Raw genomic sequence first — 20,541 nt, 5'->3', positions numbered from 1 at the left:
GGTACTGGTTCCCGGTGCCGCTCCCACCAGGGCGTGCGACGTAAAGTACATGAACACACCACCGCCTCCGCTTATTCCCCGCGGAGCGGGCGGCTTCCTCCCCTGTGGCAGAGACGCCGGTTGCCTGTCTATCACCGGAGTCTGGTGACCCTACATGGCGAGGCGTACGGTTTCATTCTCCTGCAACTGGAATATCGCTTCTTCGCGGCCGGACTCCACGTTGTAGTAGATCAGGAAGACGTCTCCGGGGGCCCCGTCCTGACCGCCCATGCTTGCTTGCACTTCATAGGTGAGTACCTCCCGGTCGGCACCGATGGGGATCAGGGCCAGGGAGACCCGTTGCACCTTCATGCCCGGATTGACCAGGGCCGCAGCTTCATCGGGGGCAAACCTGGGCTGCGGAAGCTTGCGTACCCCGCTCTGCTGCCAGTAAGCGACGGCGTCCAGGCCCGATATGCGTCCTGTGTCCAGCCCCACCCTCACTTTGATGGTCTGGCGGTACATAACGATGGTCCCCGCCGGTGCCGGAGCTCCCGTATCGGCAGGCCAGTCGGGGAGGGAACCATCGGGGCGCAGCAGGGGAGCAAAAGAGAAGGTTAGCTGATCTCCTTCCCGCAGCCAGCCCGTCACCACCGCGGGAGGGAAGCCGCGCGTGCGCAGGAAGTCCGTGGCCACGTGCAGCGCTCGGGCCCGGTCGATGGTGGGGGTACCGACGGTGCGCTGGTCGAGCATCCACAGGATGTGACCACCGGCCTGACTGACGTCCACCACTATTTCGCGGTTGGTTCCCGCAGGCCGGAAGCGTACGGAGTAGGCGGGCACGGGCCCGGTGACCGCACTTACGCCGGCCAGCCTCACCTCCGGTCCCAGCCCCAGGAAAGCGCGGGCGAGCGTGGCCGCCTGGGTGGCATTCACGGGGGCCCCGGGAAGCGGGGTGGGCTTGAGTTGCTCCAGGTGTTCGGAGAAAGGACCATCGTATACCAGGCCGGGGAAGCTTTCCAGCTGGCGGGCTGCCGCCTGCAGCCAGCTGCGGATAACCTCCGGGCTGGGGGCGCCCTCGGTGGTTCCCTGTTCGGCAGCCTGGGCGTGCGCTGCGCCGGGAGATGAGGTGGTGGGTCGGCCTGCAGAATGCATGGCCTGCGCTACCTGACCGGCCAGGTTATGCAGGTCAGCTAGGATGTTGCGTTGGTCCGGTGAAAGGGGTTGTCCCCGCACGAGCTGCTGCGCCAGGATCTGGCAGTATCCGCTTACCTGCTTGAGGAATTTCTGGGCCACCCCCAGATCGTGCCCCGCCGAGGGGAGTTGGGCCAGGTTGAGACCTGCACCGTCCGCCTCGGCCGCGATACGGGAAAGGAGCATGATCTGCCGATCACGGGCAGAACTGGCCAGGGCCTTGGCCAGCAACACCTCCAGGTTCTCCACCTGGGTGAGGAACCCCGAGTAGGCCATCTGCCGGGACGCCCGCAGGGCTGCCTGGGCCCTGGTCAGGGCCAGGTGTTGTTTGGCCACCCACGGGATCCCCAGCCCCACCGCCACGGCCAGCAGGGCGATGAGAGACCACCTCAATATGTCACGCCGCCGTTCCATTCAGGCATCCTCCCAGGGGCTTTTGTCTCCCCAGCCTCCCGGTCCTCCCGGCCTACCAATCTGCCCCGGCATGCTGGCCCGGACGTCAACGGGCAAAGACATGGCTTCCTATCCAGCGCACCACCGGCCGGCTCCACACCCAGGGGTTGACGGGCTTGGCTGGGTTCCAGAAGTAGAGGCTGCCGTATGTGGGGTCCCATCCGCTCAGCGCCGCCTGAGCGGCCTGGATGTCTTCATTGGTGATGGGGGTGTACCAGATCCGTCCGTTGTCCACCGATTCAAAGGCGCCAGGCTGGAAAATTACGCCCGAGAGGCTACCCGGGAACCTGGGGTTCTTCATCCGGTTCAGGATCACCGCCGCCACTGCCACCTTTCCCTCGAACGGCTCGCCTTCTGCCTCGCCGGCTATGATGCGGGCGAGCAGGTAGACGTCATCGGAGCGGGAATACCCGCGGGAAACCGTGTACCGCGCGGGCGCGGCCAGGCCCAGAGCGGCCCAGGTGGCAGGACCCACGATACCGTCCGGTGTTAGTCCATTGGTCTGCTGGAAGTACACCACTGCGGCATACGTCTGATAGCCGTAATATCCGTCGATGGGCCCGAAGTAATATCCCCACTCGCTCAGTCGTGACTGCAGGTTCACCACCCAGGGGCCGGTGTCGCCCCACCCGATGGTCGGCTGGGCGGATGCATCCCCCACCAGCGTCAGGGCTGAAGCACCCACCGCCAGCAACAGCCCCAGCCCGGCCGCCAGCGCGCGCCGCTTCCACGAGGGTTCTCCTGCTCCGTTCATGGCCGGTGCAGTCCTCCTCAATCGTAGCGCGGTGTTCCCGTCGCTTTGTTAGCGTGCGCCACCGCTTCATTTTCATTCCTCGCCTTGCGGTTGCCATGGTGAATGTACTTGGAGCCGAGCTGGCGTTGACAGGGCAAAGTCCCGTGTTATAATGTTCCTTGGAACGCAGGTGTCGGAGTGGCGGAACTGGCAGACGCGTACGTTTGAGGGGCGTATGGGATATCCCGTGGGGGTTCAAGTCCCCCCTCCGACACCAAAGCCACGGTTATGAACGGTTTCGGGGCGAGAATGCCCGGCAAAGCAAGGCGCATCGGAGCCCCAGCCGTATGGATTCAGCAAATGGCCCCCCTCGGTACTGGACGACCGGAGCCAGACAGAGGGGGGTGCCTGTTTTGCCGCAGTGTGTGGGCTGCAGGCTTAGCGGAGGAGGCGGAGGATCCGGGGGATGCTGGCGCGGGCGGCCTCCTCGCCCAGGCGGATGTGTTGCTCGATGGCTTCGCGGTCTAACGAGGAAAGGGGTGGCAAAACCGGGGTGATTGCCACATCCGCCCAGGTGTCCAGGCGGTCTCGGACGATCTCGCGTTCCAGGAGGCCCAGGGCCCTCATGATCACCTGTGCGAAGCCGTTCACCTCGACCCGCTGCTCCTGTCCGGAGAGCAGATCTACCGCCGCCACCACCTGAGCCCCCATGGCCCTGAGTACTGCGGTGGGGACCATGTCGCGCACGCCCCCGTCCACCAGGATCCGGCCCGCCAGTTGTTTGGGCACGAACACGCCGGGAATTGACATGCTGGCGCGCATGGCCTGGGAGAGACGGACGTCGGTGAGGAAGACGGTGCGGGCCAGGGGCATGGGACCCGAAGGCACGAAGGATGACATTATTACCAGTTCGCCTGTCTCGATATCCACTGCCTCGATGGCCACGGGGGGCCGGGCGTCCGCCAGAGTGCGTCCCCCGGTGAGGCGCTCGAAAGTGCTTTCGATCAGGTCGCCCTGGATGATCCCGGTGCGGGTCAGGATAACCCCGGGCACCATACTGCGCAATCCCCCGGCGAAGTCAAGCATCTGGGGCGTGGCCATGCTGGCGATCGTACTGGCTGTATCCTGCAGTTTGGCTCCCGCCGTATAGAGGCCCGCCGCAATGGCTCCCGCGCTGGTGCCGGCCACCAGGTCGGGACGCAGCCCCGCCTCCTCCAGGGCCCGGAATACCCCCAGGTGGGCGATTCCGTGCAGCCCGCCGGCGCCCAGGGCGAGTCCCCATTTCTTGCTCACCTGCTTCACCTCGCAGGTATGCTATGCAATACCGGTGGTACCGGGTGATGGCAGGCGGGGCCCGCTCGGGCGCCAGTGCGGGGCGCTGAGGCCGCCGCAGTCAGCGGGGCATCCTGAGGTACCAGTGGAGGATGGGATCGCCGAAGAGCATGGCGGCCAGGCAACCGGCCGCGATGAAAGGGGCAAAGGGGATGTAGTCTTTCCTCCTCTTCTTACCCAGGGCCATGAGGATCAGCCCCACCACGGCCCCGAAGATGAAGGCCAGGAAGAGGCCCAGGAGGGAGTACTGCAGGCCCAGGAAAGCCCCCACGGCAGCCGCCAGCTTGACATCGCCCCCGCCCATGCCGCCCCGGCTGAGCATGGCGATGACCAGGAACAGGCCCCCGGCGATGGCCAGTCCCAGCAGGCTGCTGGTAAGGTGGGGGACTTGCACGGCGGCGGACCAGGCCAGGGCGAAGGCGATGGCGGGGATGGTGAGCCGGTTGGGGATGAGGCGCAGCCTCATGTCGGTGCCGGCAGCGGTGATGAGGATGGCGGCCAGGACAGCATATCCTGCGGTGCGCCAGTGGAGGCCGTGCACGGCGGCCAGGGCGGCGAAAGTCGCCCCGGTCACCGCCTCCACCAGGGGGTAGCTGGCCGGGATGGGAGCCCGGCAGTACCGGCAGCGGCCGCGCAACAACGCCCAGCTCAGGATGGGTACCAGGTCACGGGGGGCCAACCGGTGGCCGCAGGAGGGACAGTGCGAGGAGGGACGCACCACCGATTCCCCCCGGGGGAGCCGCCATATGAGGACATTGATGAAGCTTCCCACCACCAGGCCCAACACACCGGCCAGCGCTGCCAGCATCCTCATCCCTCCTGGCGGATCCAGCGAGAGCCGCTCCCGGTGGTCTCTTTCTTCCAGATGGGCACGATTTCCTTGATGCGGTCGATGGCGTGCCGGCAGGCGGCGAAGGCGTCCGCACGGTGGGGTGCTGACACCGCTATCACAACGCTGTCCTCGCCCGGGTGCAGCCGACCGTGACGGTGTACGATGTGCACGCCCCGCACGTCCCAGTTGCGGTGGATTTCCTCGCCGATGGCGGCCAGTTGTTCCTCCGCCATTTCCGGGTAGGCCTCGTATTCTACCTCCAGGGTCCGGGTATCCCCCGTCCACTCACGTACGGTACCGATGAAAATGACCACCGCACCTGCTTCGGGGTGCCGTACCGCATCCACCGCCTCTCTCACTTCCAGCGGCGCCGGGGTTACCCGGTAGTGGCTCCCCCCGCTGACGGGGGGGACGACTGCCACCACGTCGCCCGGCGCCAGCACCCGATCCAGGGGGGCGAACCGCCGGTTGACGGCGAGGAGGAACTCTTCCCTGTACCTGGCCAGCCCGGGATGTCTGCGGATTATCTCGTCCCAGGCCTGGCCCAGGGTGGTCCCTTCCGGGACGTCGATGGCCGTCTCCGCCGCCCCGGCCAGGTCGCGGGCCAGGGCGAAGAACTTGACCTCGATGTGCACCTGCTGCCTACCCCCCGTATGCGGAGAACCCGTCCTGGGGATGTACCCCAGCTGCCCCAGGTGGGCGCATCTCCCTGTGGTACCCATTCTAACGTGCCGGCCGGTGGCCGGTCAATTTGCTGCCAGGGAAAGGAGGAAAACCGGGAGGTGAGGGTGAAAATACACGGTGGGAGGCCGCCCGGGGGGTGGCGTGATTGCCATACGAAATGAGTACGTTCCGAGGGTTCCTGCTGGCAGCCGGTGTGATCATGCTGGGCTGCCTTGTTGTTTTGCCCGATCCCTGGTGGAGACGCTGCGCAATTCCGGCGGGAGCCTCCCTGCCCCAGGATGATTTTTCCCGTCGGTGAGCCCCTGAGTCCAATACTGGAAAGGGACGGTGGTGCAGGTTGATCAAGGGTTGGCCCATCCCCAGGTTGTACGAGGGGATGACGATAGCGGACATTACTGAGTTCCTGTTCCTGGAAGATGAGCCGGCGGTCGCCGAGCTCATCTTTGTATTCGGGGGCCGCAACGAGGCTCGAGCCCTGCGAGCTGCCGATCTGTACCGCCGGGGGCTGGCTCCCCGGGTGCTCATAGCGGGCGGTTACAATCGGGAACTGGGGCAGACGGAGGCAGAATTCCTGGGCCGCCTGGCCCTGGAACAGGGGGTGGCGCGGGAAGATCTCATCCTGGAAATGCGTTCCGCCAACACAGAGGAAAACGTCGCCATGGGGCGGGAATTGCTCGAGAAGTTGGGGCTTTTGCCGCAGGATACGGTGCTCCTTGTGTCCGCACCATTGCACATGCGCCGGGCCCGCCTCATCTTCGAGCATTATTTCCCCGGGGTAAGGGCTCTGTGCTGTCCGGACGGGCGTCCGGAGGTAAGGCGGGACAACTGGTGGCAGTCTGAAGAGGGAAGGCGGCTGGTATTCCGGGAACTGGAAAAGGTGCGCACCCTCCAGCAGCGCGGCGAGATGTAGGCCGGCCTCTCGCAGCGCGTTTACCCGGATGCCGGGCACCCCTGTCCCCCGTGCCCGGACCACGTGGCGTTTGTTCTCTGTATCGCTGGCAGCGGAGCAGGAGATACTACCAGCGCATCGCCGGGGGCGGGTAATCCGGCACGGCCGTCCTTGCCGGGAACTCACTTCTTTTGTTATAGTAACCTGGGGGCACACTCCCGTGTGGTACATTGCGATCGGGGCTGTCCTGTTCATATGGCTGGTTATAGCCGGGGCAGTCAACCTGGCCACCGGATACCGCTACACGAAGTCCAGTCTGGCAGGATTGGCAGGTGTGTTCGCGGGCAGTGCGGCGGCTGCCCAGGTGATATCCCGGGCGCTGCTTCCCTCTTCCAGCCGTACCGTCCAGGTGCTGGCGGGCGCAGCCATCACGGTTCCCCTGTTCATCCTGCTGGGGACGGTGATGGCTGAAGTCTGGAAGCACTCCCGGGGCAAGCCCACCGTGGACGAACTGGAAGGATGGAAGCGGCGCGAGGACGAGTGCCTGGTGCGGCTCGCCGAGGTGGAAAGGGAACTGGAAGCGCTTGCTGCCCGGCAGCGAGAAGTGGAGCACGCCAACCGGGAGAAGATGGACCGGCAGTGGCAGCTGCGGGCGGCGGTGGAGAAGTGGGAGCAGGGTGGCGGAGTGGCCCGCATCCGGGCTACCAAGGTGCAGCAGTGGCAGCAGGAGCTGGCCGGCCTCTCCGAGGCGGAACTGGAGCGGCGCCGGCGGGAAGTGGAGGGCCTGATGGTGGGGGAGGCGGATCCCGTCCGCCGCGAGCAGTTGCAGATCCAGGGATATCTGGTGGAACTGCAACTTCTGGCCCGCACCCTGGCCCAACCCAACCGGCAACTGGACGAGTTGCGCCAGCGTCAGGGAGCCCTGAATGCTGAGAGGGATGCCCTGCGCCAGGATCTGCTCCGCATCCGGCAGGGTCTGACCGACTGGCGGCGGAGGCGGGATCTGCGGTCCGAGGAGCCCACCCGCCTGGAGTAGTGCTTTGGCGAGCGCAGGAGGTGGGGCCGATGAGTCAGGTGGCCACCTACAGCACGGAGATATGTCTGGGACAGCCGGAGCCGGGCCGGTCCATTGAACAGTTGCCGGGATGGGAGATCCTGCGGCAGGCCGTGGAGACGGTGGCCGAAGAAAAAGGAGGCCGGGTCACGCGCCGGATCGCTGATTACTTTGGCCGACATTACGATGTGGACTTCGCTCTGATAACCCCCGAGTTCCCCCGGGGTTTGGGGATCAAGGTCTCCCGGGCAACGGGAGAAGTACGGTTCATGTACGACGCCTACGGGGGATACGAGCAGGTGGTGCGCAGCCTCTGCGAGGCCATCCAGCAGAATTACAGCGCCCTGGCCGTTGCCCGTGCCCTGCAGGAGATGAACTACCAGGTAGAACTGGAGGAAATCACCGACCAGGGTCCCGATCGCAAGCTGGTGCTCGTGCGCGGGACACTGTGATTCCGGGCCGGCCTGGCCCGGGCCCGGTGCTATGGCCGGGTGCCTTTGGGAAATGTGCTGCTCATGATGGGGGGTGAAGGGTTGCCCCGCGAGATTCAGGTGACCGTGGACCGGCAGGGGCGGATCACCGTGGATTTCATCGGTTTCCTGGGGAAGGAGTGCGAGGACGAGGCGGAGATGCTCCGCCGCGCCCTCCGGTCCATGGGGCTGGTGGCCCTCCCCCTGCAGGTGAGGATGAAATCCGAGGAAGAGACGGCCGCCGAGACCAGGGAGCCCGAGGAAGAACGGGAAGGGGCCCGCCGGCAGGTGGGCACCCGGTGAGCCGCCCGCGGGCAGGGGACCCCGTGAGCAGGCCGGCATGCGGGCAGGCGGCGTGCGGGCGTCCGCAGGTGCCGGACGGCGTTCGCGGCACCGCAGAGGTCAGACCCTCCATCGTCGAGGTGGTGGTGGGTCCTTCCGGCCTGGAGGTGTACGAGCGGGCGGGGGAAGGGGCGGTCGAGGCGCTGGAGCACAGGCTGCGCGCCCTTGGCCTGGTATTGCGGGTGCGCCGGCGCGCCGTTTGCGGCTGAGGGAGCGGGTTGCGGCGCGGAGCGAACCGGGGTTTTATCGCCCGGATTGCGGTTGGCGAACGGAGGGTGGCCAGAGTTGTCCCTGTATCTCCAGTTGGATACCGGGTGGATAGCGCGGGGTTTGCTCAAACGCAGGAGCAACTACTCGCCCGTGATCGTCTTTGAGACCTCGGATCCCAAGCGGCTGCATCAGCTCAAGGAGTACCTGTTGCGGCAGCCGGAGGCGCGCTACGACTACATCTTCGTGTACGACCAGTGGGAGGGGCTGGGCCGCCTGGTGGATTCGTCCTCGGGTCCCCAGTTCGAGCCCTTCCGCAAGAAAGTGGGGGCGAGCCCCCTCGCCCAGCGCGTGGGTACCCGGGAAGACACCGGTATCCAGCTTCAATTCTTCAAGGCCGCCCTCAAAGAGGTGGATTCCCAGCTCAAGAGCTGGCGCACATGTTTCATTATCCAGAACCTCTCCGAGAACCGGGAACACGAAACGGGCCTTTGCAGCGCCCTGCGGGCGTGGGCCATCGACCCCGCCGTGATCGCCAAGGGATCCACCGTCATCCTGGTGACGGCCGATGCCGACCGCGTGCTGGATGATTACACCCGGGAACTGACGGTTATCGTGTCCGTGGATCCCTCCAGCCGGGAGGAACGTGCCCATATGGTGAGGACCACCGCCCGGGAGCTGGAAGTCCCCCTGGAGGATGCCCGGGTGGAAGAGATCGTGATGGGCACCGGCGGCCTGAACCTGCACCAGATGGAGAGCGTGCTTCTGGAGTCGTACTTCCGCACCCAGTGCTTCGACCTGCGGGTGATCAAGGACCTTAAGTCCGAACTGGTGAAGAAGTCGGGCGTCCTGGAGGTGCAGGAGCCCGCCCTGGGTTTCGGGGACATCGGCGGCTACGATGTGATCAAGGATTTCATCCATAAGTACGTCATCAACGTGCTCAAGTACGCGGATCGGGCCCGCCGCTACGCCCTCCCCCTTCCCAAGGGCATCCTGTTCTTCGGCCCGCCGGGAACTGGCAAGAGCCTGTTCGCCACTGCCCTGGCCAGCGAGGTGCAGCTCCCCTTCATCCACCTGGTGACCGAAAACATCTATTCCAAGTGGCTGGGCGAGTCGGGCCAGAAGATGAAGAACGCCATCACCCTGGCGGAAAAGATGTCTCCGGCGGTGGTATTCGTGGACGAGATCGACCGCTTCGGCCGCCGGGGCGTGGCCACCGACTCCGCGGGGGAAGAAACCCGGCGCGTGTTTTCCCAGTTCCTGGAGTGGCTGGGGAAACCCGACCGGGAGGCCATCATCGTCGGGACCACGAACGTCCCCGACCAGCTCGACGAGGCCTTCTTGCGCACGGGGCGTTTCGACTACAAGATACCCTTCCTTTACCCCGGGGAGGCGGCCCGGCTGGACATCCTCCTCGTCCACCTGGGGCTGAAGCCGGGCACCTCGCGCCGGCGGCCGCCGCTGGCCATCCCCGAGGACGGGTTGCGCCGGTTCCTGGCCGAGGAGGTGGTTCCCCTCACCACCAACTTTTCGGGGGCCGAACTTGAGGAACTGGTTACCCGTGCCAAGCGGCTGGCTTTCGATCGGGGCGCGGACGGGCTGGAGGAGATCGACTTCCTGCGGGCAGCCAGGACGTTCCGGGTAGACCATCGCCACCGCGCGCAGGTGATCGAAACCTGCCTGGCTCAGGCGCGGCGGTACACCGACGACCAGGCCTTCCTGGATGCCGTGGAAGAAGAGATGGGGGTCAGGGTCTGAAAACCGGCGGGTGGTTCCTGGTCATTGTGCTGGCGGGGTACGGGCTGCTGGGAATCCTGGATTTCCTGGCGGCCACGAGGGGCGGCCTGAGGGTTGCCCTTGCCTACGAATACCTGCTTTCAGGGGCCGGCGTGGCATTCTTCTGGTGGTATCGCCGCCGTGACCCCGGGAGAGGGCGGGGGTTGGGCGACGCGCGGGCGCAGGCCGTGCTGGTACCCCTTTGCCTGTTCGCCGCCATCATGGCTTTGCGCCTGTACATATTCGGCACCACGGGGCAGATCTGGGGCAAAGGGCCCATGCTGGTCCTCACCCTGGCGGCGGCGCTGGGGTACGAGGGCTGGAACTGGGAAGACCTGGGGTTGCGCCGCCCGGGGCTGGGGAAGCAACTGGGACTGGGGCTGCTGGCCTGCCTGTGGATCTGGGTGCTGATCACGGCATCCTACCTGCTGGCGGACCTGGTGTTCGTGGGCTCATTCCGGGTGGGGTGGGCGAAACCCGAGGTCGCCGGTCTGGCCGTTCTGGGGCTGACCTTCAGGTTTCTGCAGGGGAATTTCGCTGAGGAGCTGTTCTTCCGGGGCTACCTCCTGCGCAGGTGGGAGCAGCCCCTGGGACAGCTGGGCTCGCTCCTCGGCCAGGCGCTGCTCTTCGGGATATTCCACATCAACTACCACCTGTTCCCGCCCCAGCCCCTGCCTCTCCTGATGTACGTCCTGTTTTCGGGCGGGTTCGGCCTGGCCATGGGAGTCATCACGCGGCGCACGGGGACCCTCCTCCCCGCGGCCATGGCCCATCCCTTTTACAACCTGACCATTGCCTGCGGGCTGGCCAGTCCCGTTTCCACCTGGATTGTCCCGCCCTGGGTGCCTGTGGCCGTGGTGCGGGCCTCCACGTACCTGATCCAGCTGGCCCTCTTCTGGTGGGTGCTTCCCCGGCTCATGGATTGGTCGGGCCGGATGCTTGCAGCCTCACCACCCGGGGACGATATCCCATGTCCGCCATCAGCCGCTCGTATTCGCCGGGCTGCACCTCCTGGGGGCGCTTCCCGAGCAGGGTGACGAAGATCGCCTCCAGAACGTTGGTCCCGAAGGAGCGACCCTGGAATTCGGGGGTGGTGGTGAGCAGCAGTTCCGCGCCCGTCTGCCGTAACTCCTCCACATCCTTTGTCGTCACGGTGTTGGTGATCACTACTTTGCCGGGCAGCGAGTCGGGCAGCCGCCGGTAGATGTAGTGCCAGTCCCCCGCGATGATGTCGGCCTCCTGGTAGTAGCGGGTAAAGGGGGGCCGGGCGCGGCGTTCCGTTTGCTTTTGCCCGGTGGGGTAGAGCATGCTCATGGGAAGCTGGGTGATGATGGGAGCCAGCAGGGCTGCCGCCCACCGCAGTCCGCTCATGGTGCGCAGGGGGATGTTGAGGCCCAGGGTATAGAGGAAATCCCCCATGATCAACCTGCAACCGGCCCGGTCCAGGCTCTCGGCCAGGCCGTAGGCGTCCACGGCGCACACCACGAAGGCGGTCCTGCCGGCCAGGGGATACCTGAGCTCCGCCTGCAGGTATTCAACGGTGAGCCGCTGCACGGTGTTCTTCAGGCCGGAGCCGTCCGCCATGGGCGTTACCCGCGCGGCCTCCACCAGGGGGCGGCTGGCCCGCAGGCGGAAGCGCCGGTCTCCCACCACCAGGTACACGTCGGTACCTCCCATGCCGAAGGCGTCCACCTTGCCGTCCAGTTCGCGGATGAGCTCCACCGCCTTGCGGAGGTCCCCGTCGGTGCCCCGGCGTTCGATGAGGAACCGCTCGCCCAGGATTTCTGCTTCCGCCACGTGGTCGCGGCTGGAGGAGCCCAGGGAAACACTTACTATTCGTTTCAAGGCCGGCGCCCCCTTACAGTTTGTACCCAAACCGGCGCAGCAGGGCCTTGCGTTCGGCAATGTCCCCTTCCGTTTCGGTTCCCCGGACGGGGAAGCCGTCGATCACACCGGCCACGCCCCGGCCCTGGCCGGTCTCGGCTACCAGTACCTGCACCGGGTTGGCGGTGGCGCAGAAGATCCGGCACACCTCGGGGACCTGCTTGATGCTGTTCAAAACGTTGATGGGAAATCCCTGGCGCATGATGATCAGGAATATGTGCCCGGCCCCCAGGCGCAGGCAGTTCTGCCGGGCCATCTCCACCAGTTCAGGGTCGTTGCCCGTCCAGCGGACCAGGCAGGGGCCGGATGCCTCATTGAAGGCGATCCCGAACCGGATACTGCCCCCGGCGTTGGCCATGGCCTCGTGGAGGTCCTCCACCGTCTTGATGAAGTGGGACTGCCCCAGGATGATGTTGGCATCCTCGGGTTTCTCGATGGGTACCAGGTCCCAGCGGATTTCCGCCATTTGCCCACCCCCTCGCGTGAGATCCTCGGTGCTATTCGGCATCACGCTTAGCATAACCTGCTTGGCCGGGCATTTCATGCCATCCCGCTGCCCAGGGCGGGGGGCCGGGTGCTGTGCTGGGTGCGGGGGAGGCGCGTGGGACCTTGTTTCGATGGTCACAAAGGCTCCGTGTCAGAATGTGCGAGGAAATCGCCAGAGAGATTCAAGTGACTCGTGATAGGCGTCACCCCCTATGTCATGGTTTTGCAATACTTCCCCGGTATAATGTGACCCAAACCACAAGTTGACCGGCAAGTTGGAATTCACGGAACGGACAGACCGGTAGCGGTGGCAATCCCGTGGTGGGAAGCGGTGAGAGCGGCGCTGGTTCCGGAGTAGGCACGGGAGAGGGCAGCAGGGACGGTTTCGCCCGCAGGGCCGGGAGTACCTGACGGCGGAAGAGGGAAAGGCCATGGCCTGGAGCTGGAGCCTCATCCCCCATATATCGGGACGGTCCATGGCAGGGGCACGGTAAAACCTGGCGGTTTGCCTGCCCCTGCCCCATTTGATGCGGCGGAGGAGGGCACAAAGTGGAGACCAGGACCGGCGTGTACGTTTGCCACTGCGGTACGAACATCGCGGGCACGGTTGACGTGGCGGCGGTGGCGGAATATGCCCGGGGGCTGCCGGGGGTGGCCGTTGCCCGTCACCACGAGCACATGTGCAGTGACCCTGCGCAGCACATGCTCAGGGAAGACATCCGCGAGCTGGGCCTGAACCGGGTGGTGGTGGCGGCCTGTTCCCCCCACATGCACGAGCCCACTTTCCGGCAGGCCTGCGAGGCGGCCGGGCTCAACCGTTACCTGTTCCAGATGGCCAACATCAGGGAGCATTGCTCCTGGGTCACGGTGGACAGGAAGCAGGCGACGGACAAAGCGAGGGCGCTGGTGACGGCGGCAGTGAGGCGGGTGGCCTGGCACGAGCCCCTGGAAACCAGGCGGGTCCCGGTTAACCCGGCGACCCTCATCGTGGGCGGCGGCATCGCGGGCATCCAGGCGGCGCTGGAGATCGCGGCCGCCGGCTACCAGGTGTACCTGGTGGAGCGCCAGCCCAGCATCGGAGGCCAGATGGCCCAGTTCGACAAGACCTTCCCCACCCTGGACTGTGCGGCCTGCATCCTGACCCCCAAGCTCAGCGCGGTGGCCAGGGACCCGCGCATCCACCTCTTCACCAACAGCGAGGTGGTGGAGGTCTCCGGGTTTGTGGGCAATTTCAAGGTGAAGATCCGCAAGCGCGCCCGCTACGTGCGGGAAGACAGGTGCAACGGTTGCGGCGTGTGCTGGAACATGTGCCCCGCGGTGGCGGTGCCGACCCAGCGCCGCATCCGCAAAGGCGTGGCAGTGATCAAGGTCATTGGTGATGGCCGCAGGGAGGGGTAAGGGAATGGTCGACCGGGTGGAAGAGATCCTGGACCGCTACACGGGAGAAGAGGGGAGTCTCATCCAGGTTCTGCTGGATGTGCAGAACGAATACAACTGGCTCCCCGGCGAGGTTCTCGAGCGGGTGAGCCAGAGGCTGGGAGTGCCGCGCACGTATCCATACCGGGTGGCCAGCTTCTACAAGGCATTGAGCCTGGTGCCCCGGGGGCGGCACCTGGTGAGCGTCTGTCTGGGCACAGCCTGCCACGTGCGCGGAGGCCAGACCATCCTGGAGAAGGTGGAGCAGGTGCTGGGGGTGCAAGCCGGCCGGACCACCCCTGACTCCAGATTCACCCTGCACAGGGTCAACTGCCTGGGGTGCTGTGCCCTGGGCCCCGTGATGGTGGTGGACGGGCAAACCCACGGCAAGGTCACCCCCGCCCGGGTGGAGGAGGTCCTCCGCCAGTACGACTAGTCCCTGGCGGTGCTCCACGGATGAGGACTGCTCCGGAGGATGTTCGCAGTGGGGGGCGATGGAGTCAGGGCTGCCGCCACGGGGTGGCGGTTGCCCACGGGGCGGCGGCCGAGGGAGGAGGGGAAGGCGATGCCGCTCGGGTCCCTTGAGGAACTGGCCGAGTTGCGGGCGGCCCTTTGGGCCGCCAGGGACCCGCGCCGGGCGCGCTTGGCGGTGTGTTGCAACGGGTGCACCCCCTATCAGGCTGAAGAGCTGGTTTCCGCGTTCGCAGAAGAGATAGCCAGGCGCGGGCTGGAGGCGGAGGTGGAGGTGGTGCGGACCGGGTGTACGGGCCCCTGCCGGCGGGGCCCGGTGGTGATGGTGTTCCCGTTTCAGACAGGCTACCTGGACGTGCAGCCGGCCCACGTCCCCGCCATCCTTTCCCAAGTCCTGGCCCGGAAGGAGGCTGGTGAACTAGGCCATGGCAAGGCTCATGTCACCTGGGGATTTGGAGGCCTTGCGACAGGACATCCTGGGCCGTCGGGACCCTGCTAAGCCCTGCGTGACCGTGTGCGCGGGCACCGGGTGCCTGGCGGTGGGGGCAGCGCAGGTGGTTTCTGCCTTTGCCGAGGAGTTGCGCAAGAGGGGTCTCGAGCAGGCAGTGGATCTGCGCCCCACGGGATGTCCGGGCTTCTGCGAGAAGGGTCCCATCGTCGTCATCTACCCCGACGAGATCTTGTACGTGCAGGTGAAGCCGGGGGACGTGTCCCAGATTGTCTCCCAGACGCTGATCGAGAAGAAAATCGTAGACCGCCTGCTGTACCGCGATCCCACGACCGGTGTCACCCTGGTCAAGGAGAGCGAAGTACCCTTTTACAAGCACCAGACCCGGCTACTCATCGCGAACAACAGCCGCATCGATCCCCGGAGCGTTGACGACTACATCGCCCTGGGCGGCTACTCCGCTCTGGCAAAAGCGCTGACTTCCATGACGCCCGAGGAGATCATCGAGGAGATCAAACGGTCGGGCCTGCGCGGCCGGGGCGGAGGGGGCTTCCCCACCGGCCGCAAGTGGGAGGAATGCCGGCGGGCGCCGGGCGAGCCCAAGTATGTGATCGTTAATGCCGACGAGGGGGACCCCGGTGCCTTTATGGATCGCAGCCTGCTGGAGGGGAACCCCCACGGCGTGCTGGAGGGGCTCATCATCGGAGGGTACGCCATCGGGTCGCACCAGGGGTACGTGTACGTGCGTCACGAGTACCCCCTGGCGGTGGAGAACGTGACCCATGCCATCCGCCAGGCCGAGGAGTACGGCCTGCTGGGCCGGAACATTCTGGGCAGCGGCTTCGACTTCACGGTGAAGGTGCACCGGGGAGCGGGCGCTTTCGTGTCCGGGGAGTCGAGCGCTCTCATGACCGCCCTGGAGGGCAGGGTGGGAGAGCCCCGACCCAAGCACATCCACACCGTGGTGAGCGGCGTTTGGGGCCGGCCGAGTTGCCTGAACAACGTGGAGACCTGGGCCAACGTGCCCCTGATCATCAACCGGGGGGCGGACTGGTTCGCCTCCATCGGCACGGCGGGCAGCAAGGGCACCAAGATATTTTCCCTGGTGGGCAAGGTGAACAACACCGGCCTGGTGGAGGTGCCCATGGGCATCTCCCTGCGGGACATCGTCTACCGCATCGGAGGTGGGATACCCAAGGGGAAGAAGCTCAAGGCGGTGCAGACGGGCGGGCCCTCGGGTGGGTGCATCCCGGAGAGCCTCATGGACGTGCCCGTGGATTTCGACGAATTGACCAAGCTGGGCTCCATGATGGGTTCCGGCGGCATGATCGTCATGGACGAGGATTCCTGCATGGTGGAGGTGGCCCGCTACTTCACCGACTTTTTGTGCGACGAGTCCTGCGGCAAATGCCTTCCCTGCCGGGAAGGGCTGCGCCGCATGCGGGAGATACTCACCGACATCACGGAGGGACGCGGCCAGGAAGGCGACGTGGAACTGCTGGAAGAACTGGCCGGGACGGTGGCCGGTACATCGCTGTGCGCACTGGGCAAGACGGCCCCCAACCCGGTCCTTACGACGCTGCGCTATTTCCGGGACGAGTACGAGGCCCACATCAGGGAGAAGCGCTGCCCCGCTTTCGCCTGCAAGGCCCTCACCTCGTACTACATCGATCCCCAGAAGTGCAAAGCCTGCATGATCTGCCTGCGCAACTGCCCGGCGGAGGCGATCAGCGGCGGTAAGGGGCAGGTGCACGTGATCGACCAGGCGCGCTGCACGCGCTGCGGCACCTGCTATGACGTGTGCCCGTCCCGTTTCGGGGCGGTAACCCGGGTTTCCGGCCAGCCGGTGCCTGCCACCCTGGTGCCCGGCAAAGTAGCGGCAGGCAGCGACTGAGAGGGTGGCACGGGAAGGGGGGACGGCTGTTGAGCACATTGGCGTTGAATATCGACGGCAGGAAGGTAATTGCCCGCGAAGGCATGACGGTCCTGGAGGCAGCCCGGGGGGCCGGGGTGGAGATCCCCACCCTGTGCTACCATCCGGCGCTCAGCCCCTACGGGGCCTGCCGGCTCTGTACGGTGGAGATCACCAGCCGGGGCAGGTCGTCTCTGGTGACCGCCTGCACCTACCCCGTAGAGGCAGAACTCGAGGTGCACACGCGAAGCGAACAGGTGGTGGCTGCCCGTCGCATGTTGATAGAACTCCTCCTGGCGCGCTGTCCCGATGCCCCCGTCGTGCAGGACCTGGCCCGCGAGTACGGGGTACCCCGATCGCGCTTCCGTGGTGGCAAGGCGGAAGAGCCCTGCATCCTGTGCGGACTGTGCGTGCGCATGTGCGACGAGGTGGTGGGGGCCAGCGCGATCACTTTCACCCAGCGGGGAGTTGACCGGGAAGTGACCGTGCTCCCCCGCATATCCGAAGAGTTGTGCGTGGGATGCGGGGCCTGCGCCCGCGTTTGTCCCACCGGATTGATCGTGCTGGAAGACGTCCAGGGCCGCCAGTTCGTGTACGGGGAGTCGCTGCTGGGCCCCAACGCCGCCATCCGGGTCCCCTACACCTACGCAGTCCCCAACGTCCCCACCATCGACCGGGAGGCGTGCATCCACTTCAAGACGGGAAGGTGCAGGGTGTGCGAGCGGTTCTGCGACCGCGAGGCCGTAGACCACGAGATGGCGGACGAGTACGAGGAAATCGAGGTGGGCAACATCATCCTGGCCACCGGGTACCAGCAGTTCGACCCCACCGAACTGGTCCAGTACGGCTACGGCCGCTACCGCGACGTCCTCACCGGCCTGGAGTTCGAGCGCCTCAACCACGCCAGCGGTCCCACGGGCGGGCAAATCAGGCTGGCTGACGGCCGGGTGCCCGAGGGCGTAGCGATCCTGCACTGCGTGGGAAGCCGGGACGAGCACTTCCACCGCTACTGCTCGCGGGTGTGCTGCATGTACTCCCTGAAGTATGCTCATCTCATCCGCGAGAAAGTTCCCGGCGCGCGGGTCTACCAGTTCTACATCGACCTGCGCTGCTTCGGCAAGGGATACGAGGAGTTTTACAACCGGTTGCAGGAGGAAGGCGTCAACTTCGTACGGGGCCGCGCCGCAGAGGTCACCGATGTGGCGGAGGTACCCGGCGAGCGGGGTAAGCTCATCGTCCTCTGCGAAGACACCCTGGTGGGGAAGGTGCGCCGCATCCCGGTGGACATGGTGATCCTCAGCTGCGCTGTGGAGCCCCAGGCCGATGCAGAGCAGGTGGCCAGGTTATTCGGCATCAGCCGCAGCGCCGACGGCTTTTTCCTGGAGAGGCACCCCAAGCTGGATCCGGTGGCCACCATGAGCGACGGGGTGTTCATCGCCGGTTGCTGCCAGGGCCCCAAGGATATCCCGGATACGGTGGCCCAGGCCTCGGCCGCGGCCGCCCGCGCCCTTGCCAATGCCGTGCGGGGCACGGTGGAAATCGAACCCACCACGGCCGTGATAGAGGAGGAAGTGTGCGGCGGTTGCAGGTCCTGCAACGCCCTGTGCCCCTTCGGGGCCATCTCTTTCGTGGAAGAAGCCAGGGTGTCGCGGGTGAACGAGGCCCTGTGCAAGGGGTGCGGCGTGTGCGCGGCGGCCTGCCCCAGCGGGGCCATCAAGCCCCGGCACTTCACCATCGAGCAGGTTCTGGCCGAAATCGAGGGGGTGCTGGCCTGAGCACCGACGGGCGAGGCGCTTGGGTACAGCAGCCAAGTGAGGAAGGCGAGGTGCATCGGCGTGAACGACCTCAGGGAGGAACTGTACCGACTGCCCGGCGGGGAAAAGTTTAACCTGTGCATACAGTGTGGCACCTGCTCAGCCTCGTGTCCAAGCGTTTCTGCCATGAGGTACAGCCCGCGCCAGGTGATCGCTCTGGTCAGGGCCGGCATGGTGCAGGAGGTCCTGCACAGCAATGCCGTGTGGATGTGTGCCTCATGCTACATGTGCACCGTGCGATGCCCGCGCGATATCCAGCCCACCGAGCTCATGCATACCCTGCAGCTACTGGCAGCCCGGCTCGGGCTCATCGCCGACCGCAGCCCCGCGCCGGCTTTCTACCGGGCCTTCCGGGCATCGGTGAAGGCGCATGGGCGGGCTCACGAGTTCGGCATCATGTTTAACTTCCTCCTTGGCCGGCCCGGGAAGGCCCTCAGGATGCTACCCGTCGCCATCAGTCTGTTTCGCCGGGGCCGCCTGAGCCTGCGGGTGCCCCGCACCAGAGGGGCGAGCGAGCTGGCCACGATCCTGAGCGCACTCCGTCAGGGCGGGGAGTCAGAGACCCCAGCAGCACTGACCGTGGCGCAAGGAGGCGTCAGCGCATGAAGGCGTACAGTTACTTTCCCGGGTGTTGTTGTGATGAGGGTACTGGGGTGGCGTACGGGATTTCTACCCGCGCCATCGCCGCCCCGCTCGAGATCGAACTGCGGAGGCTGGCCGACTGGAACTGTTGCGGTTCAGCCCCTATGTGGGCCCTGGACTCCGCTGAAGGGGCATGTGCCTCCCTCCGCAACCTGGCCCTCGCCGAGCAAGCGGGCCTGGACCTGGTGACTCACTGCAGTTCCTGCTACCTGATGCTGAGGAAGGCCCACACAGTCTTCACCCGTGACACCGCCCTCAGCTTTCAGCTCAGGCGCGCGCTGCGTAGCGCTGGACTCGAGTACGGCGGCCGCGTTAGAGTGCGTCACCTGGCGGAGATCCTCCTGGACGATCTCGGCCCGGAGGCCATCTCCCGCCGGGTGCGTAAGAAGCTGACCGGGCTGCGCGTCGGGTGCTATTACGGCTGCCAGACAGTGCGCCCTCAAGGTATCGACCACCCCGAGTTCCCCACCCGCCTGGAGAGGCTGGTGGCAAGCCTGGGGGCGGATGCCGTAGACTTCCCCTTCAAGACCCGCTGCTGCGGTGCATCACTCATGTTTTCCGAAGACGGCCTTGCCCTTTCACTGGTCAGGAAGATCCTCGAGAGCGCCACCGCCAGAGGCGTTCAGTGTCTGGTGACGGTGTGCCCCTTCTGCCAGATCAACCTGGACGCCTTCCAGCGCCACGTGAACGGACGCTTCGGTACCCGTTTCAACGTGCCGGTACTGTTCCTGACCCAGCTCATAGGGATAGCGCTGGGCCTTGAGCCCCGCTCGTTGGGGCTGGAGAAAAACATCGTGTTGCCGGCACCGGTGCTGGCGGCGTACGTGGGCTGAGGCGCCCGCTACCGCACAAGTTGAGGAGGTGGTACCGTTGGCTGCCGACCGCACGAGTGCATCTGGCCAGCTGCTGTCGGGTTTTGAACCGCGGATCGTGGGGATCTTCTGCAACTGGTGCTCTTACGCCGGAGCCGACCTGGCCGGCGTTTCCCGCCTGAAGTACCCGGCCAACCTGCGCATCGTGCGGGTGATGTGCTCGGGCCGCGTGGAACCCACCATGGTGCTCAAGGCGTTCGCCTGTGGGGCGGACGGCGTCCTGGTGGCCGGCTGCCACCCCGGCGACTGCCACTACCAGCAGGGCAACTATAAGACCCTGCGCCGGGTACCCCTCCTGGAGCGCACCCTGGCCCAGTTCGGCATCCACCCCTCCCGCTTCCGCCTGGCCTGGATCTCGGCCAGCGAGGGCCACAAGCTGGTGCAGGTGGTAAGCGAGATGGTGGAACAGGTGCGGGACCTCGGTCCCCTGCCCCGCCGCTGCTTCCCGGAACCAGACTGGTCAAGTGAGGTGGCCTGGGTAGAGGCGGGCGACCGGGCGTCCATGCCGGGTGGTGACGTGGAGGTGGCGGCAGGAGGTGAGGGCGGTGAGTGAGCAGAACGCGGTGGACCGGCCCGGGGACGCCGTGGGCGGGACGGGCGGCGAGGCCCGCCCCCGGGAGAAGCTGAAGTTTGCCTTCTGGTGGGCGGCTT

21 protein-coding genes, 1 tRNA gene and 1 pseudogene are annotated in these 20,541 nt (G+C 66.0%); 16 read left to right on the top strand and 7 right to left on the bottom strand.

Features of this window, described 5'->3' with window-relative positions; all coding sequences use genetic code 11:
* Nucleotides 1-150: 150 nt before the first annotated feature.
* Nucleotides 151-1,587, bottom strand: coding sequence for a PepSY1/2 domain-containing protein (locus AB1446_12640; protein MEW6547733.1), 1,437 nt, complete (start codon nucleotides 1,585-1,587; stop codon nucleotides 151-153).
* A gap of 85 nt (nucleotides 1,588-1,672) precedes the next feature.
* Nucleotides 1,673-2,380 carry a spore cortex-lytic enzyme gene (gene sleB, locus AB1446_12635; protein MEW6547732.1) on the bottom strand — a complete coding sequence of 236 codons (708 nt, stop codon included), beginning with the start codon at nucleotides 2,378-2,380 and terminating at the stop codon, nucleotides 1,673-1,675.
* A 171-nt stretch (nucleotides 2,381-2,551) separates the two neighbouring features.
* Here sleB and AB1446_12630 point away from each other — a divergent pair.
* Nucleotides 2,552-2,636, top strand: a tRNA-Leu gene (locus tag AB1446_12630).
* Between the two features lie 161 nt (nucleotides 2,637-2,797).
* Here AB1446_12630 and AB1446_12625 read toward each other — a convergent pair.
* The 3 genes from AB1446_12625 to AB1446_12615 all read right to left on the bottom strand — a co-directional run bounded on the left by AB1446_12625 (nucleotide 2,798) and on the right by AB1446_12615 (nucleotide 5,158).
* Entirely contained in the window at nucleotides 2,798-3,652 is an 855-nt protein-coding gene (locus AB1446_12625) for a patatin-like phospholipase family protein (protein ID MEW6547731.1), read from the bottom strand.
* A 100-nt stretch (nucleotides 3,653-3,752) separates the two neighbouring features.
* Nucleotides 3,753-4,499, bottom strand: coding sequence for a prepilin peptidase (locus tag AB1446_12620; protein MEW6547730.1), 747 nt, complete (start codon nucleotides 4,497-4,499; stop codon nucleotides 3,753-3,755).
* A gap of 2 nt (nucleotides 4,500-4,501) precedes the next feature.
* Complete coding sequence (locus AB1446_12615) at nucleotides 4,502-5,158, bottom strand: molybdenum cofactor biosynthesis protein MoaE (protein MEW6547729.1); 657 nt, start codon at nucleotides 5,156-5,158, stop codon at nucleotides 4,502-4,504.
* A 386-nt stretch (nucleotides 5,159-5,544) separates the two neighbouring features.
* On the opposite strand from AB1446_12615, the gene AB1446_12610 reads away from it, so the two are divergent.
* The 7 genes and pseudogenes from AB1446_12610 (at nucleotide 5,545) to AB1446_12580 (ending at nucleotide 10,721) form a co-directional block, all read left to right on the top strand.
* Complete coding sequence (locus AB1446_12610) at nucleotides 5,545-6,117, top strand: YdcF family protein (GenBank protein ID MEW6547728.1); 573 nt, start codon at nucleotides 5,545-5,547, stop codon at nucleotides 6,115-6,117.
* A gap of 199 nt (nucleotides 6,118-6,316) precedes the next feature.
* Entirely contained in the window at nucleotides 6,317-7,132 is an 816-nt protein-coding gene (locus tag AB1446_12605) for a hypothetical protein (protein ID MEW6547727.1), read from the top strand.
* A gap of 29 nt (nucleotides 7,133-7,161) precedes the next feature.
* Complete coding sequence (locus AB1446_12600; GenBank protein ID MEW6547726.1) at nucleotides 7,162-7,602, top strand: hypothetical protein; 441 nt, start codon at nucleotides 7,162-7,164, stop codon at nucleotides 7,600-7,602.
* Between the two features lie 81 nt (nucleotides 7,603-7,683).
* Nucleotides 7,684-7,923: a hypothetical protein gene (locus tag AB1446_12595; GenBank protein MEW6547725.1), complete on the top strand. Its 240-nt coding sequence runs from the start codon at nucleotides 7,684-7,686 to the stop codon at nucleotides 7,921-7,923.
* Between the two features lie 23 nt (nucleotides 7,924-7,946).
* Entirely contained in the window at nucleotides 7,947-8,171 is a 225-nt protein-coding gene (locus AB1446_12590) for a hypothetical protein (GenBank protein MEW6547724.1), read from the top strand.
* A gap of 76 nt (nucleotides 8,172-8,247) precedes the next feature.
* Nucleotides 8,248-9,927 (top strand): ATP-binding protein, encoded by a 1,680-nt coding sequence (locus tag AB1446_12585; protein ID MEW6547723.1) that lies wholly within the window; start codon nucleotides 8,248-8,250, stop codon nucleotides 9,925-9,927.
* A 239-nt stretch (nucleotides 9,928-10,166) separates the two neighbouring features.
* Nucleotides 10,167-10,721 (top strand): annotated as a pseudogene (locus AB1446_12580) (CPBP family intramembrane glutamic endopeptidase).
* A gap of 139 nt (nucleotides 10,722-10,860) precedes the next feature.
* Here the strand turns inward: AB1446_12580 and AB1446_12575 are convergent.
* Together AB1446_12575 and AB1446_12570 are read right to left on the bottom strand one after the other, a co-directional pair.
* Complete coding sequence (locus tag AB1446_12575) at nucleotides 10,861-11,790, bottom strand: quinate 5-dehydrogenase (GenBank protein ID MEW6547722.1); 930 nt, start codon at nucleotides 11,788-11,790, stop codon at nucleotides 10,861-10,863.
* A gap of 13 nt (nucleotides 11,791-11,803) precedes the next feature.
* Complete coding sequence (locus AB1446_12570; GenBank protein MEW6547721.1) at nucleotides 11,804-12,295, bottom strand: adenosine-specific kinase; 492 nt, start codon at nucleotides 12,293-12,295, stop codon at nucleotides 11,804-11,806.
* A 569-nt stretch (nucleotides 12,296-12,864) separates the two neighbouring features.
* Here AB1446_12570 and AB1446_12565 point away from each other — a divergent pair.
* The 8 genes from AB1446_12565 (at nucleotide 12,865) to AB1446_12530 (ending at nucleotide 20,443) form a co-directional block, all read left to right on the top strand.
* The gene (locus AB1446_12565; GenBank protein ID MEW6547720.1) at nucleotides 12,865-13,713 is read left to right on the top strand and encodes an FAD-dependent oxidoreductase; all 849 of its coding nucleotides are present in this window, start codon (nucleotides 12,865-12,867) and stop codon (nucleotides 13,711-13,713) included.
* A 4-nt stretch (nucleotides 13,714-13,717) separates the two neighbouring features.
* Nucleotides 13,718-14,167 carry an NAD(P)H-dependent oxidoreductase subunit E gene (locus AB1446_12560; GenBank protein MEW6547719.1) on the top strand — a complete coding sequence of 150 codons (450 nt, stop codon included), beginning with the start codon at nucleotides 13,718-13,720 and terminating at the stop codon, nucleotides 14,165-14,167.
* A 48-nt stretch (nucleotides 14,168-14,215) separates the two neighbouring features.
* A complete protein-coding gene (locus AB1446_12555; protein MEW6547718.1) occupies nucleotides 14,216-14,701 on the top strand; it encodes a (2Fe-2S) ferredoxin domain-containing protein in 486 nt (161 codons plus the stop codon).
* Nucleotides 14,628-16,544 carry an NADH-quinone oxidoreductase subunit NuoF gene (locus AB1446_12550; protein ID MEW6547717.1) on the top strand — a complete coding sequence of 639 codons (1,917 nt, stop codon included), beginning with the start codon at nucleotides 14,628-14,630 and terminating at the stop codon, nucleotides 16,542-16,544. Before AB1446_12555 ends, AB1446_12550 begins: the two co-directional genes overlap by 74 nt.
* Nucleotides 16,545-16,573: 29 nt before the next feature.
* Nucleotides 16,574-18,337 (top strand): 4Fe-4S binding protein, encoded by a 1,764-nt coding sequence (locus AB1446_12545; protein MEW6547716.1) that lies wholly within the window; start codon nucleotides 16,574-16,576, stop codon nucleotides 18,335-18,337.
* A 60-nt stretch (nucleotides 18,338-18,397) separates the two neighbouring features.
* Entirely contained in the window at nucleotides 18,398-18,982 is a 585-nt protein-coding gene (locus AB1446_12540) for a 4Fe-4S dicluster domain-containing protein (GenBank protein MEW6547715.1), read from the top strand.
* Nucleotides 18,979-19,851, top strand: a complete 873-nt coding sequence (locus AB1446_12535; GenBank protein ID MEW6547714.1) for a CoB--CoM heterodisulfide reductase iron-sulfur subunit B family protein — start codon at nucleotides 18,979-18,981, stop codon at nucleotides 19,849-19,851. Before AB1446_12540 ends, AB1446_12535 begins: the two co-directional genes overlap by 4 nt.
* Nucleotides 19,852-19,924: 73 nt before the next feature.
* On the top strand, nucleotides 19,925-20,443 hold the full coding sequence (locus AB1446_12530; GenBank protein ID MEW6547713.1) for a hydrogenase iron-sulfur subunit: 519 nt from the start codon (nucleotides 19,925-19,927) through the stop codon (nucleotides 20,441-20,443).
* Nucleotides 20,444-20,541 lie beyond the last annotated feature (98 nt).

The sequence above is a fragment of the Bacillota bacterium genome (assembly GCA_040757085.1).
In the GTDB taxonomy this organism is placed as follows: Bacteria; Bacillota; Sulfobacillia; order JACIYH01; family JACIYH01; genus JACIYH01.
This window is presented reverse-complemented; position numbering and strand designations above follow the sequence as displayed.

Excerpts from the sequence above, each read along its gene's own strand:
- AB1446_12640 (MEW6547733.1), bottom strand. The coding sequence starts at position 1,587 with ATGGAACGGCGGCGTGACATATTGAGGTGGTCTCTCATCGCCCTGCTG.
- sleB (MEW6547732.1), bottom strand. The coding sequence starts at position 2,380 with ATGAACGGAGCAGGAGAACCCTCGTGGAAGCGGCGCGCGCTGGCGGCC.
- AB1446_12620 (MEW6547730.1), bottom strand. The coding sequence starts at position 4,499 with ATGCTGGCAGCGCTGGCCGGTGTGTTGGGCCTGGTGGTGGGAAGCTTC.
- AB1446_12600 (MEW6547726.1), top strand. The coding sequence starts at position 7,162 with ATGAGTCAGGTGGCCACCTACAGCACGGAGATATGTCTGGGACAGCCG.
- AB1446_12570 (MEW6547721.1), bottom strand. The coding sequence starts at position 12,295 with ATGGCGGAAATCCGCTGGGACCTGGTACCCATCGAGAAACCCGAGGAT.
- AB1446_12560 (MEW6547719.1), top strand. The coding sequence starts at position 13,718 with ATGGTCGACCGGGTGGAAGAGATCCTGGACCGCTACACGGGAGAAGAG.
- AB1446_12550 (MEW6547717.1), top strand. The coding sequence starts at position 14,628 with ATGGCAAGGCTCATGTCACCTGGGGATTTGGAGGCCTTGCGACAGGAC.
- AB1446_12535 (MEW6547714.1), top strand. The coding sequence starts at position 18,979 with ATGAAGGCGTACAGTTACTTTCCCGGGTGTTGTTGTGATGAGGGTACT.